The sequence below is a fragment of the Roseovarius atlanticus genome (genome assembly GCF_019802205.1).
In the GTDB taxonomy this organism is placed as follows: domain Bacteria; phylum Pseudomonadota; class Alphaproteobacteria; order Rhodobacterales; family Rhodobacteraceae; genus Roseovarius; species Roseovarius atlanticus_A.
In genome coordinates, this window is sequence record NZ_JAHVHQ010000002.1 from 1,108,940 (window position 1) to 1,121,116 (window position 12,177).

Annotated in this window: 14 protein-coding genes; 12 read left to right on the plus strand and 2 right to left on the minus strand. The window is 63.6% G+C overall.

Going from position 1 to position 12,177, the window contains the following annotated elements; all coding sequences use genetic code 11:
- Nucleotides 1-45: 45 nt before the first annotated feature.
- The 5 genes from KUV49_RS05530 (at nucleotide 46) to KUV49_RS05550 (ending at nucleotide 5,053) form a co-directional block, all read left to right on the plus strand.
- Nucleotides 46-1,425 carry an MFS transporter gene (locus KUV49_RS05530; RefSeq protein ID WP_222451977.1) on the plus strand — a complete coding sequence of 460 codons (1,380 nt, stop codon included), beginning with the start codon at nucleotides 46-48 and terminating at the stop codon, nucleotides 1,423-1,425.
- A complete protein-coding gene (mepA, locus tag KUV49_RS05535) occupies nucleotides 1,410-2,336 on the plus strand; it encodes a penicillin-insensitive murein endopeptidase (protein ID WP_222451978.1) in 927 nt (308 codons plus the stop codon). Before KUV49_RS05530 ends, mepA begins: the two co-directional genes overlap by 16 nt.
- 72 nt (nucleotides 2,337-2,408) lie before the next feature.
- Entirely contained in the window at nucleotides 2,409-3,032 is a 624-nt protein-coding gene (locus KUV49_RS05540; RefSeq protein ID WP_222451979.1) for a queuosine precursor transporter, read from the plus strand.
- A gap of 301 nt (nucleotides 3,033-3,333) precedes the next feature.
- Complete coding sequence (gene arfB, locus KUV49_RS05545; protein ID WP_261391399.1) at nucleotides 3,334-3,750, plus strand: alternative ribosome rescue aminoacyl-tRNA hydrolase ArfB; 417 nt, start codon at nucleotides 3,334-3,336, stop codon at nucleotides 3,748-3,750.
- A gap of 142 nt (nucleotides 3,751-3,892) precedes the next feature.
- Nucleotides 3,893-5,053 carry a Fic family protein gene (locus tag KUV49_RS05550; protein WP_222451980.1) on the plus strand — a complete coding sequence of 387 codons (1,161 nt, stop codon included), beginning with the start codon at nucleotides 3,893-3,895 and terminating at the stop codon, nucleotides 5,051-5,053.
- 75 nt (nucleotides 5,054-5,128) lie between these two features.
- Here the strand turns inward: KUV49_RS05550 and KUV49_RS05555 are convergent, their stop codons facing one another.
- Nucleotides 5,129-5,818 carry a polysaccharide deacetylase family protein gene (locus tag KUV49_RS05555; protein ID WP_222451981.1) on the minus strand — a complete coding sequence of 230 codons (690 nt, stop codon included), beginning with the start codon at nucleotides 5,816-5,818 and terminating at the stop codon, nucleotides 5,129-5,131.
- A 131-nt stretch (nucleotides 5,819-5,949) separates the two neighbouring features.
- On the opposite strand from KUV49_RS05555, the gene KUV49_RS05560 reads away from it, so the two are divergent.
- A complete protein-coding gene (locus KUV49_RS05560) occupies nucleotides 5,950-6,459 on the plus strand; it encodes a CoxG family protein (protein WP_222451982.1) in 510 nt (169 codons plus the stop codon).
- 135 nt (nucleotides 6,460-6,594) lie between these two features.
- Here KUV49_RS05560 and KUV49_RS05565 read toward each other — a convergent pair whose 3' ends face one another.
- Entirely contained in the window at nucleotides 6,595-7,296 is a 702-nt protein-coding gene (locus tag KUV49_RS05565) for an SGNH/GDSL hydrolase family protein (RefSeq protein WP_222451983.1), read from the minus strand.
- Between the two features lie 231 nt (nucleotides 7,297-7,527).
- On the opposite strand from KUV49_RS05565, the gene KUV49_RS05570 reads away from it, so the two are divergent.
- The 6 genes from KUV49_RS05570 to KUV49_RS05595 all read left to right on the plus strand — a co-directional run bounded on the left by KUV49_RS05570 (nucleotide 7,528) and on the right by KUV49_RS05595 (nucleotide 12,141).
- A complete protein-coding gene (locus tag KUV49_RS05570) occupies nucleotides 7,528-8,457 on the plus strand; it encodes an ABC transporter ATP-binding protein (RefSeq protein ID WP_222452095.1) in 930 nt (309 codons plus the stop codon).
- Nucleotides 8,454-9,215: an ABC transporter permease gene (locus KUV49_RS05575; RefSeq protein ID WP_222451984.1), complete on the plus strand. Its 762-nt coding sequence runs from the start codon at nucleotides 8,454-8,456 to the stop codon at nucleotides 9,213-9,215. Before KUV49_RS05570 ends, KUV49_RS05575 begins: the two co-directional genes overlap by 4 nt.
- Before the next feature lie 189 nt (nucleotides 9,216-9,404).
- On the plus strand, nucleotides 9,405-10,202 hold the full coding sequence (locus tag KUV49_RS05580) for a S49 family peptidase (RefSeq protein WP_222451985.1): 798 nt from the start codon (nucleotides 9,405-9,407) through the stop codon (nucleotides 10,200-10,202).
- Between the two features lies 1 nt (nucleotide 10,203).
- Nucleotides 10,204-10,371 carry a hypothetical protein gene (locus KUV49_RS05585; protein ID WP_172978171.1) on the plus strand — a complete coding sequence of 56 codons (168 nt, stop codon included), beginning with the start codon at nucleotides 10,204-10,206 and terminating at the stop codon, nucleotides 10,369-10,371.
- Nucleotides 10,371-11,327, plus strand: coding sequence for a calcium/sodium antiporter (locus KUV49_RS05590; RefSeq protein ID WP_222451986.1), 957 nt, complete (start codon nucleotides 10,371-10,373; stop codon nucleotides 11,325-11,327). The genes KUV49_RS05585 and KUV49_RS05590 overlap by 1 nt, the downstream gene beginning before the upstream one ends.
- 13 nt (nucleotides 11,328-11,340) lie before the next feature.
- A complete protein-coding gene (locus KUV49_RS05595; RefSeq protein ID WP_222451987.1) occupies nucleotides 11,341-12,141 on the plus strand; it encodes an SDR family oxidoreductase in 801 nt (266 codons plus the stop codon).
- Nucleotides 12,142-12,177 lie beyond the last annotated feature (36 nt).

Below are 12,177 nucleotides of genomic sequence, written 5' to 3' on the forward strand. Positions count from 1 at the left end.
CCGGACCCCGAACCGCGTTTGATCGCGGCCAAACGAGGGGGCACGATGGCAGAGGTTTCAGCACGCAAGCGCATCTGGGGCTGGTTCTTTTTCGACTGGGCCAGCCAGCCCTATCACACCCTGCTGGTGACCTTCGTCTTCGGGCCGTTCTTCGCCGCCGTCGCCTCGACCTATTTCCTGGGCACGGGGCTGGCGGAAGAGGCAGCGGATGCGCGGGCGCAGACCCTGTGGTCATGGTGCCTGGCGCTGTCTGGGCTGGTGATCGCCTTCGGTGCGCCGATCATGGGCGCGATGGCGGATTCCACCGGGCGGCGCATTCCGTGGATGCTGTTCTTCTCGGTGCTCTATGTCGTCGGCGCGGCGGGCCTGTGGTGGACGGCGCCGGACGGGTCGAACATGGTTCTGATGCTGGTGATGTTCGGGATCGGCTTTATAGGTGCGGAATATGCGCTGATCTTCGTCAATTCGCAGCTGCCGTCGGTGGCGACGGCGGAGGATGTGGGATCGACCTCGGGCAGCGGGTTCGCCTTTGGCTATCTCGGCGGGCTGGTGTCGCTGGCGATCATGCTGGTGTTTTTCCAGACCATGGACGGGGGCCGCACCATCGTCGGGCTGGAGCCTGCGCTGGGGCTGGACGCCGCGCAGGACGAGGACAAGCGCATCGTCGGGCCGCTGGCGGCTGCGTGGTACGTGGTGTTCATGATCCCCTATTTCCTGTGGGTGCGCGATGCGGACACCGCGCCGAAGGGCGCAGGGTTCGTCGGTGCGATGACTTTGCTGAAGAAATCGGTGGCGAACCTGCCCAACCGCCGCAGCCTGCTGGCCTACCTGGGATCGTCGATGTTCTATCGCGACGCTTTGAACGGCCTTTACAGTTTCGGCGGCACCTACGCGACGCTGGTGCTGGACTGGTCGATCGTGAGGGTGGGCATTTTCGGCATCGTCAGCGCCATCGCGGCGGCGGCGTTCAGCTGGGTCGGCGGCAGGCTGGACAAGCGGTTCGGACCGAAGCCGGTGATCGTGGTGGCGGTGTGGATCCTGATCGGGGTCTGCATCACCATTGTCAGCATGGACCGGACGATGTTCTTCGGCCTCCCGCTGGAAGAAGGCTCGGCTCTGCCGAACATGGTGTTCTTCGGTTGCGGCATCCTGATCGGGGGGCTGGGCGGGACGCTGCAATCGGCCAGCCGGTCGTTGATGGTGCGCCACACGGACCCGGCGGTGCCGACGGAAAGCTTTGGTCTCTATGGCCTGTCGGGGCGCGCGACGGCGTTCGTGGCGCCGGCGTTGATCGGCCTGGTGACCTATATCAGCGGAAGCGCTCGGATCGGGGTCACGCCGCTCATTCTGCTTTTCCTCGTGGGGTTGATCTTGCTACGCTGGGTTCAGGCAAAAGGGGATAGTGAAACATGGTCCGTATCGTAAAGCCGTTCCTGCTGGCGCTTGTGCTGGCGGGGTGTGGCGGGTCCACGGCAGAGCAGGAAAGCGTCCAGCCCGCCGTGCTGTCGACGCAGAGCATCCCGGCGGACATGCGCGGGGTGCAGGCGAAACAGCTGTTCGGCGCCAAGAGGGGCGGCTCGCAGCAGGCGGCGCGGCCCTTTGGCGGGTATTCCAAGGGCTGTGTGGCGGGTGCGGTGCAGCTGCCCGAGACCGGGCCGACATGGCAGGCGATGCGGCTGAGCCGGAACCGCAACTGGGGCCATCCCGAGGTGATCGACTTCGTCCAGAAACTGTCGCGCTTTGCCGCGACGCAGCCGGGGTGGAACGGCCTTTACGTGGGCGATATCAGCCAGCCGCGCGGCGGGCCGATGCTGACCGGGCATGCCAGCCACCAGCTGGGGCTGGACGTGGATATCTGGCTGCGGCCCGCGACCAACCTCAACCTCAGCCGGGCGCAGCGCGAAAGCCTGTCGTCGATTTCGCTGCGGCGGGCGAACGGGGCCTACACGAACGACAATTACAACCGCACGCATCACGAGATCATGAAGGCCGCCGCGCAGGACCCGCGCGTGGCGCGGATTTTCGTCTTTCCCGGCGCCAAGGTGCGGATGTGCGAGGAAGAGACCGGCGACCGCAGCTGGCTGCGCAAGATCCGGCCCTGGTACGGACATCACTATCATTTCCACGTGCGGCTGAAATGTCCGCGCGGCGCGAAAGGATGCGTCGATCAGGCCGCGCCGCCGGCCGGGGATGGCTGCGCCGATGCACGCCAATGGCAGCGCAATATCCTGAACCCGCCGCCGCCGGACCCCAACGCGCCGCCGCCCAAGCCGCGCCGCGAGCTGACCCTGACGGACCTGCCGGGGCAGTGCCTGGGCGTGCTGCAATCGGAGTGAGGTCTTGCGGTTCTGCCGCGAAGTGACTAGGCGCAGGCCCCTGATATTGACGCGTATCGGGGGCCTGTGCGCATGACATCCAAGATCCTTCCCGGTGTTCTGGCGATGGCGGCGATTGTCGTCGCGTCGAACATCCTGGTGCAGTTCCTGTTCGGCCAGTGGCTGACATGGGGGGCATTCACCTATCCGCTGGCGTTCCTGGTGACGGACGTGATGAACCGCGTCTATGGCCGCGCGGCAGCACGGCGCGTTGTGCTGGCAGGGTTCGTGGTGGGGCTGGTCTGTTCCTTTATCGGCACGCAGATTGAGGGCGAGTTCGGCCCGCTGGTGACGGTGCGGATCGCGCTGGGGTCGGCGGTGGCGTTCCTCACCGCGCAACTCCTGGACATCGCGGTGTTCGACCGTCTGCGCGGTGGGGCGTGGTGGCGGGCGCCGGTGGTGTCGTCGCTGATCGGCGGGAGCGTGGACACGGGTCTGTTCTTTACCATCGCGTTTTCGGCCAGCCTGAGCGTCCTGGAGCCGGGCAACGACGTGGGCTGGGCCGGAGAGGCGCTGCCGCTGTTGGGGATGGGCCCGGTGGTGCCGCTGTGGGTGTCGCTGGCGGTGGCGGACTGGCTGGTGAAACTGGTGCTGGCCATTCTGGCACTTGTGCCGTTTCGCATCATCGTGGGGTCACTTAGTGGCAGGACCACATGATTTTGTTTTGACAAATACAAAATCTGTGGCAGGCTACCCTTGAGTTCAACAGCTGAAAGGAGGTGATCCAGTGTCTATAAAGGGATTGGAGAGAGGTGTCGGAACAGTCAGGGAGGTTCGTGTCTGAGGCAGCCCTTGGGCATGTAAACACCCGGATTGGCATGGCCTAACCGCCCCGCCTCCGAAATCTTTAGAAGGGCCGTTCCACGAGGTTGGGGCGGCCCTTTTGATATGAAAAGGGCGTGTCGGTATCGCGTCGGTATTTGAGTGGCATCGCGTCGGTGCTATCTGACAGGGCATCATGAAGATCAACGAACAGATCACCATCGAGGACTGGGAGCTGACCGAGCAGTTCACCCGCGCGTCTGGCCCGGGCGGGCAGAACGTGAACAAGGTGTCCTCGGCGGTGGAGCTGCGGTTCGAGGCCGAGCGCTCGCCCAACCTGCCCGACCCGGTGAAGCGGCGGCTGCGGCGGCTGGCCGGGCGGCGCTGGACCAAGGACGGGGCGGTGGTGTTGCAGGTGTCCGAGGAGCGGTCGCAGGCTCGCAACCGAGAGATCGCGCGGGAGCGGCTGGCGGAGTTGATCGGCAAGGCCTGTGAAAAGCCCAAGCGGCGAATCCCGACGAAAGTGTCGAAGAACCAGAAGCGCAAGCGCGTCGAGGCGAAGAAGAAGCGGGCGGAGGTGAAGGCGTTGAGGGGAGCAGTCACGCCAGACTAACAGGTTCTATAGCGCCCAGCTCTATGTTACCCACTACATATTGATGCTAGTTTACTTTTAAAAGTACAACTTGAACACGCAAGTTGTACTTTTTAGCCCCCTAAGTATAACTTCACTGTTTAAGTTGTACTTGAGGTGAAGCATGGACAACGCTCTGTTCGGCAAAAATAGTACAGGTGTGCTCGTCGACACGCCTCATGATGTGAAGGCTTTCATTCCAAATGAACTGCCGCCAAAGCTAAATCTAACAGAGCTAATTGTGCCTTTGCAGAACGCGCGCGACGCTATCGCAGAGTTGCGCGGTGCCAGTCGGCGATTAAGCAATCCTTATATTTTGGTCAGGCCACTTCAACGCAGGGAAGCACTGACTTCTTCTGCGATGGAAGGAACCTTCACAACAGATGATGATCTTCTAATTGCTGACGCAGGTATGGATGAAGCAAGTGATCAAGCCTCAATCGAAGTCCGAAACTACCTTCGCGCTCTGAGTGAAAGCCTCAGAATGGTCCAAGAAGACGGTCTCCCGATCTGCCACAAGGTTGTAAAAACAGCACACGACATACTCCTGTCTGGCGTTGGGAGTTACCGAGGAGCAAATCGAAATAGAGGTTCGTACAAAACAGAACAAAATGCGATAGGTGGCGCACGAAAAGGAATTGAGTTTGCCCGTTTCGTACCACCGCCACCGGCTGAAACACAGCGGTGTATGGATCAGCTAGAAAAATACATTAACAGGATTGATCGTGATAAGACGCCGCCATTGATAGACATGGCTCTGGTCCATTACCAACTGGAAGCAATTCACCCTTTTTCGGACGGAAATGGGCGAGTCGGACGAATGCTTATCTCGCTAATGGCAGTCGAACGCGAGCTTTTTGACACCCCTTTGCTCTACGTCAGTCCAGAGTTGGAAGGTCGAAAAGACGAATACATCGACTTAATGCTTGCCGTCTCTACTGATGGAGCATGGAATGAGTGGATCGCGTTTTTTTTGGACGTCGTTGAGGACAGTGCTCGAAATTCGATCAGGGTTGTCGATCGCCTGATTGATCTTCAATCAACGTACCGTGATCGCATAACTAGATCGACCAAAGCTGCGAACGCGGTTGGACTCGTAGATATTCTTTTTGACACGCCGCTTGTCACAGTTCGTGACGTCCAGGACGCATTTAGTGTCACTTACCGTGCAGCAAGAAACACAATCGATAAGTTAATTGAACAAGGAATCTTGCATGAAATACGAAGGCTGCACCCGACTGTGTTTATTGCTCCTGAAATAATGAGAGTAGCAGATAGAGCTTAATCAATTATCGAGAAGAAACGAACTTAACACAATCAATCTAACGAGCTAGTGGCAAGGTTAAGCTTCGGGATGAACTTATTTATGCGGACTCATAGGTTGAATACTCACATTCCGATTTGATGCCTCTGCAATTAGCCTGCCGATCTGGCGCGTGGTGCTGTAGAAGCCGGGGCCGGATTTGCGGTCGCGGATGTCGTGGCCGGTGAAGACGGCGAGGCCATCGGTCCGGGCGATGAGGTCGAGCAGGGTGTGCTGCCGGCGCCAGCCGGGGAAGGCCTTGTGCTGCATGTCGGCGACGCCGAGGTTGTCGAGGCAGCGTGAGGCGGGAATTTCCGAATAGATGCGGCTGGCGGGGTTGGCGGGATCAAGGCTGCGGGGTCCCTCCGCGCGGACGATTTCGAACCGGGTGGCCAGGGCGGCGCGGGTCTCGGGCGTCGAGGCGTGGAAGGGGCAGGCGAAGCTGCGGGCCGGGAAGCCCGCCGCGCGGTGCTCGGCGATGGCGCGGTCGACCTCGTGTTCGAGCCAGTGATCGAGGCCGTGAGCTTGCAGATACGGCTTCAGCCGTGGATGGGTGCGGGTGTGGCAGGCGATCTCGTGACCGTCGGACTGCAGGAGGTGCAGGCCCTCGATCTGCGCGGGCGTGGCCTCGTGCAGGTGCGACACGCAGAAGGTGACGCGGGCATCGTGTTCCGCGAAGACGGGCCGGGCGGCGACCCAGTTGGCGACGAAGAGATCGTCGAAGGTGAGGCAGAGCGTACCGGGCAAGGATCATTCCCCATGCGACTAAGGTCTTGATGCGCGAGACACCCCGCCTCTGTCAATTTGCAGGGCGCATCGGTCTTGGAGGGTTTGGGGCGGTGCGGTAGGATCGGACCAACCCAAGGAGGAGACATGCCATGCAGATGAGTGGGCAGCGCGAGATCGCGGCGGATCGGGAAACGGTCTGGGCCGCGTTGATGGAGCCGGAGGTGCTGAAGGAATGCGTGCCGGGCGCGCAGGAGGTCACCGGCAACCCGCAGGACGGGTACGAGGCGACGGTCACGCAGAAGGTCGGGCCGGTGAAGGCGACGTTCAAGGGCATGGTGACGTTCAGCGAGATGAACGAGCCCGAGAGCCTGCGCCTGGAAGGCGAGGGCAAGGGCGGCGCGGCGGGCTTTGCCAAGGGCGCGGCGGACGTGCGGCTGGAGGCGGTCGAGGGCGGCACGCGGCTGAGCTACGACGTGGAGGCCAAGGTGGGCGGCAAGCTGGCGCAGCTGGGCAGCCGGATCGTGGACGGGTTTGCCAAGAAGATGGCGGACCAGTTCTTTACCAACCTCGAGGAGGTCATCGAGGGGCCGAAGGAGGACGAGCCGGACGCGCAGGCCGAGAAGAAAGGCTGGCTGAAGCGGATGATCTCGAAGGGGTGAGCCTGCGGCCCGTGCCGGGGTGAGTGCGTCCCCGTCGGAGCCTCCGGCGGGGATATTTTTGGCCAGAGGAAAAGGGGGCGCGTGATCCGGGCGCAGGGGCCGGGAGGCATCCGGCGGGACGCCTCCGGGACTACGCTACTTTCGGCGCGGGCCGCTTTGGCGGATGAGTTCGGCGATGCGGCCGCCGATGGCGTCGGACCCCTTTGGTGAGGGGTGGATGAGGTCGACCGCGTGGTAGGTGCGATCGCCCGACGGGACCACGTCGCTCATCGGGATGAAATGCACGCCGCGGTCGAGCGCGGCGAGGCGGGCCATGCGGGCGTCCATCTCGCGGCCCTCGTCCACGCAGCCTTCGATGGGCGAGGTGACGCCCGGTGTGTGCAGGTAGCCCACCATCACCACGTTGGCGCCGGTCTTGCGCATCTTCGCCACGAAGCCGGGGATGACCCCGGTGGTGCCATCGTCGGAGATCAGCCGGTCGATGCGGCGGTCGCAGACCCCGCAGCCGCAGCCGAACAGGATGTCGTTGCCGCCGCCGTTCATCACGATCCAGTCCCAGTTGCCCGCGCGGTACTGCTTGGTGATGTTCATGCCGGCCGCGCCCGAGATCGGCAGCGCATAGAGGAAGCGGGCGCCGGAGACGGAGCGGTCGATCACCGGCTCGCCCAGGCGGCGTTCCATGGCGTGGGAGACGGATTTCCCGGCCATGCCGTGGAAGGCCATCATGGAATCGCCCATGAGAAGGATACGGGGGTTATCGGCACGCGTCACCGTCTCGGTGCAGGCACCGAGCGCGAATATGATGAGCGGCCAGACAAGAAGAGAGAGGCGTTTCATGTCCGTCCTGCGATGTTCCTGATGCGCATGGCATCATGCGCCCCCAACCGCGCTCAGGATTCCCGCTTGCGGCGGCGGGCACAATGCAAAATGTGGAAACACTGCGTTTTATTTCGGGCCGCGTCGGTGTGCGCGCGCAGGAACGCACAAGGGGTTGTGTGTCTCTGACGGCTTGCGCCGTGTGGCGGCGGGATTAGTTTGGCGCAGATGATGGATGAAGGAGCGCGGGACATGGCGGCGTTTGTCGAGGTGAACGGGCTGGAGAAGACCTATGACGACGGGTTCCAGGCGCTGAAGGGCGTGGACCTGGAGATCCGCGAAGGCGAGATCCTGGCGCTGCTGGGGCCCAATGGCGCGGGCAAGACGACGCTGATTTCGGCGCTGTGCGGGATCACGACGCCCACGGGCGGGTCCGCGCGCGTGGGCGGGCATGACATCGCCGAGGAGTATCGCGCGGCGCGGTCGCTGGTGGGGCTGGTGCCGCAGGAGATCGCGCTGGAGCCGTTCGAGAAGGTGATCAACACGGTGCGGTTTTCCCGCGGTCTGTTCGGCAAGGGGCGCGACGATGCGCTGGTGGAGAAGATCCTGCGGCAGCTGAGCCTGTGGGACAAGCGGAGCAACCAGGTCAAGGAATTGTCGGGTGGCATGAAGCGGCGGGTGCTGATCGCCAAGGCGCTGGTGCACGAGCCGCGTGTCCTGTTCCTGGACGAGCCCACGGCCGGCGTCGACGTGGAGCTGCGCCGCGACATGTGGGAAGTGGTCGAAGGGCTGCGGCAGGATGGCGTGACGATCATCCTGACCACCCATTACATCGAGGAGGCCGAGGCGATTGCCGACCGGGTCGCGGTGATTGCCCACGGAGAGATCCTGCTGGTCGAGGACAAGGTGGCGCTGATGCAGCGGATGGGCCGCAAGAGCCTGCGGATCGACCTGATGGAGCCGGTGGAGGCGGTGCCCGGGAGCCTGTCGGATTATGACCTGTGGAAGAGCCCGGACGGCCACAGCCTGACCTATACCTATGACACCAACGCCGAGCGGACCGGGATCGCGCGGCTGGTGAAGGAGTTGACCGAGGCGGGGCTGGTGATCCGGGACATCCAGACCAGCCAGTCGAGCCTGGAAGAGATTTTCGTGGGGCTGGTGAAGGAGGACGCGGCATGAATTTCCTGGCCATCGGGGCGATCTACAGGTTCGAGATGCAGCGGTTCTTTCGCACCCTGCTGCAAAGCTTCGTGTCGCCGGTGATTTCGACCTCGCTTTATTTCGTGGTGTTCGGCGCGGCCATCGGCAGCCGGATCGACCAGGTGGAGGGCGTGAGCTATGGCGCGTTTATCGTGCCGGGGCTGATCATGCTGTCGGTGATCACGCAGGCGATTTCGAACGCGTCCTTCGGAATCTATTTTCCGAAGTTCATCGGGACGATCTATGAGCTGTTGTCGGCGCCGGTGAATTTCCTGGAGATCGTGATCGGCTATGTGGGGGCGGCGGCCACCAAGGCGTTGTTCATCGGGGTGGTGATCCTGGCGACCTCGGCGCTGTTCGTGGATGTGCAGATACAGCACCCCGGCGCGATGGTGGCGTTCCTGCTGCTGACATGCATCAGCTTCGCCTTGTTCGGGTTCATCATCGGGATCTGGGCGCAGAACTTCGAGCAGTTGCAGTTGGTGCCGCTCTTGATCGTGACGCCGCTGGTGTTCCTGGGGGGCTCGTTCTACTCGATCTCGATGCTGCCGCCGTTCTGGCAGACGGTTACGCTGTTCAACCCGGTGGTCTACCTGATCTCGGGGTTCCGCTGGGCGTTCTTCGGGCAGGCGGACGTGTCGATCGGGCTGAGCCTGCTGGCGATTGCGGGGTTCACGGCGCTGTGCCTGTTCCTGATCTGGCGGATCTTCAAGACGGGGTACCGGATCAAGAGTTGAGGGGGCGCGTTCGGGTCGGCATCGGGCGGCGCGTGGGTTTTCACCCACCCTACGCAGGAGGGGCGCCGCCGGAAGATGGGGCGGCGGCGGCCTGACCCCGCGTCGTTTACGTGGCTTTCTTGCCTTCGGGCGGCATTGATACGTGTCGCAACCTTGTTTGTCGCGCATGGGCATTCTACATGCCCCTCCATGAAGCGATTTATCCCGTTTTTGAAATCAGGCCCGCTGGTGTCGGTCGTGCGGCTGTCGGGCGCAATCGGCGCCGGGTCGAGAATGCCGCTGAGCGACGAGGCGATGGCGTCGGCCATCGAGAAGGCGTTCAAGCGGGGCAAGCCCAGGGCCGTGGCGCTGTTGATCAACAGCCCCGGAGGCTCGCCGGTGCAGTCGGCGCTGATCGCGGGGCGCATCCGGCGGCTGGCGGACGAACACAAGGTGCCCGTTCACGCGTTCGTCGAGGACGTGGCGGCGTCGGGCGGCTATTGGCTGGCCTCGGCGGCGGATGACATCTGGGTCGACGACAATTCCATCGTGGGCAGCATCGGGGTGATTTCCGCCGGGTTCGGCGCGCATGTGTTCCTGGCACGGCAGGGCGTGGAGCGGCGGGTCTATACCGCCGGCAAGTCGAAGAGCACGCTCGACCCGTTCCAGCCTGAAAAGAAGGAAGACGTGGCGCGGCTCAAGGGCATCCTCGAAGAGATGCACGGCAATTTCATCGCGCAGATCAAGTCGCGGCGGGGCGACCGGCTGAGCGAGGAGGAAGACCTGTTTACCGGCGAGTTCTGGCTGGGAGGCCGGGGGGTCGAGCTGGGGCTGGCCGACGGGGTGGCGCACCTGGTGCCCAAGCTGAAGGAGCTTTACGGCGACAAGGTGCGCTTTGCCACCTATGGCAAGAAGAAGGGCTTTTTCCAGCGCTTCGGGGCGTCGGTGGTCGAGGATGCCTTTGCCGGCATCGAGGAACGCGCGGCCTTTGCCCGGTTCGGCCTGTGACGTGCTGAGCAAGATCGCCCTCATATTCCTGGCCTTCATCGCCGTGCTGGCGATGTTCGGACGCCTGCGCTTTCCCGGACAGAAGAAGCTGGAATCGGCCCGGTGCCCGCATTGCAGGCGGTTCCGCATCGGCAAGGGGCCGTGCCAGTGCCGGGAGGGCAAATCCTGATGTGGCCATGGCTGATGTCGGGGCTGGGGCTGCTGATCCTGCTTCTGGCCGGGGATGCGCTGGTGAAGGGCGCGGTGAACCTGAGCCTGCGCGTGGGCATTCCCGCGCTGATCGTCAGCCTGACGATCGTGGCCTTCGGGACCTCGGCGCCCGAATTGCTGATCTCGGTCAACGCGGTGCTGGAGAACAAGCCGGGGCTGGCGCTGGGCAACGTGATCGGGTCGAACACGGCGAACATCCTGCTGGTGCTGGGGGTGCCGGCGCTGTTGTCGGTGCTGCACACCTCGGGGTGCAACACGCGCAAGACCTACCTCTTCATGATCGGGGCAACGGTGGTGTTCATCGGGCTGGCGTTCCGGGGGGCGTTCGACATGCTGGCGGGCGTGGTCCTTCTGGCCTGTCTCGGGCTGGTGCTGGCGGATGCGTTTCGCGATGCGCGCAACCACCGGCGCGCGTGCCGGAGTGCGGAAGCGGACGACGAGGACGAGGTCGAGGGCGCGGACCCCGACATGCCGTGGTGGCAGATCTTCGTCTTCCTGGCGCTGGGCCTTGTGGGGCTGCCGCTGGGTGCGGACCTGTTGGTGGACAACGCGTCGATCATCGCGCGGGAGTTCGGCGTCAGCGACGCGGTGATCGGCCTGACGCTGGTGGCGCTGGGCACGTCGCTGCCGGAGCTGGCGACGACGGTGATGGCGGCGCTGCGCAAGCAGGCCGACGTGGCGCTGGGCAATGTCATCGGGTCGAACATGTTCAACCTGCTGGCCATCATCGGCATCACGTCCTTTGTCGGGACCATCCCGGTGGACCCGGAGTTCCTGGAATTCGACCTGTGGGTGATGCTGGGCGCGTCGCTGCTGCTGATCCCGTTCGTGTTCCTGGGCCGGGATATCACCCGGCTGTGGGGCATCGCCTTGACCGTTCTCTACGTGATCTATGTGTTGGTCGTGTTGAGCTGAACGGAGCCCCTGGATGACCGAAGACACCGACACCCGCCGCGCCCTTGTGACCGGGGGCGGCAAGCGCCTTGGGCGGGCGATGGCGCTTTACCTGGCGGCGCGCGGCTATGACGTGGCGGTGCATTACGGCGGGTCGTCCGATGCCGCGGCAGAAACGGCGGGCGATATCGAGGCCAAGGGGCAAAGGGCCGTCACGGTGCAGGCGGACCTGCTGGACGAGGGCGCGGTGCAGGCGCTGGTGCCCGAGGCGGCCGCGCGGCTGGGCGGGCCGGTGCATGTTCTGGTGAACAACGCGTCGATCTTCGAGGACGAGACATATCAGACGGCGACCCGGCAAAGCTGGGACCGGCACATGGAGTCGAACCTGCGCGCGCCCTTCGCGCTGACGCAAGGATTGGCGGCGCAGGTGCCGGACCCGATCAAGGACGCCAACGGCGAGCCGGTGGCGCAGGGGCTGGTGGTGAACATGATCGACCAGCGGGTGCGCAAGCTGACGCCGAATTTCGCCAGCTACACGATTGCCAAGTCGGGGCTTTGGACGATGACGCGCACGGCGGCGCAGGCGCTGGCCCCGCGCGTGCGGGTGAACGGGATCGGGCCGGGGCCGACGCTGAAAAGCACCGAGCAGAGCGAAGAGCAGTTCTTTGACCAGCGGGCGCGGACGATTCTGAAGCGGGGCGTGAACCCCGAGGATATCACCGCCGCGCTGGGGTATTTCCTGGAGGCGAAGGCGGTCACCGGGCAGCTGATCTGTGTCGATGGCGGGCAGCATCTGGCATGGCAGACGCCGGATGTTCTGGGGGTTGATGTATAGACGTCGGGTCAACTTGTTCATGGGTCATGGGGGCGT

What these genes read in the sequence shown, in the direction of transcription:
- KUV49_RS05530 (WP_222451977.1), top strand. Translation starts at nt 46, where the DNA reads ATGGCAGAGGTTTCAGCACGCAAGCGCATCTGGGGCTGGTTCTTTTTC.
- mepA (WP_222451978.1), top strand. Translation starts at nt 1,410, where the DNA reads ATGGTCCGTATCGTAAAGCCGTTCCTGCTGGCGCTTGTGCTGGCGGGG.
- KUV49_RS05540 (WP_222451979.1), top strand. Translation starts at nt 2,409, where the DNA reads ATGACATCCAAGATCCTTCCCGGTGTTCTGGCGATGGCGGCGATTGTC.
- arfB (WP_261391399.1), top strand. Translation starts at nt 3,334, where the DNA reads ATGAAGATCAACGAACAGATCACCATCGAGGACTGGGAGCTGACCGAG.
- KUV49_RS05550 (WP_222451980.1), top strand. Translation starts at nt 3,893, where the DNA reads ATGGACAACGCTCTGTTCGGCAAAAATAGTACAGGTGTGCTCGTCGAC.
- KUV49_RS05560 (WP_222451982.1), top strand. Translation starts at nt 5,950, where the DNA reads ATGCAGATGAGTGGGCAGCGCGAGATCGCGGCGGATCGGGAAACGGTC.
- KUV49_RS05565 (WP_222451983.1), bottom strand. Translation starts at nt 7,296, where the DNA reads ATGAAACGCCTCTCTCTTCTTGTCTGGCCGCTCATCATATTCGCGCTC.
- KUV49_RS05570 (WP_222452095.1), top strand. Translation starts at nt 7,528, where the DNA reads ATGGCGGCGTTTGTCGAGGTGAACGGGCTGGAGAAGACCTATGACGAC.
- KUV49_RS05575 (WP_222451984.1), top strand. Translation starts at nt 8,454, where the DNA reads ATGAATTTCCTGGCCATCGGGGCGATCTACAGGTTCGAGATGCAGCGG.
- KUV49_RS05580 (WP_222451985.1), top strand. Translation starts at nt 9,405, where the DNA reads ATGAAGCGATTTATCCCGTTTTTGAAATCAGGCCCGCTGGTGTCGGTC.
- KUV49_RS05590 (WP_222451986.1), top strand. Translation starts at nt 10,371, where the DNA reads ATGTGGCCATGGCTGATGTCGGGGCTGGGGCTGCTGATCCTGCTTCTG.
- KUV49_RS05595 (WP_222451987.1), top strand. Translation starts at nt 11,341, where the DNA reads ATGACCGAAGACACCGACACCCGCCGCGCCCTTGTGACCGGGGGCGGC.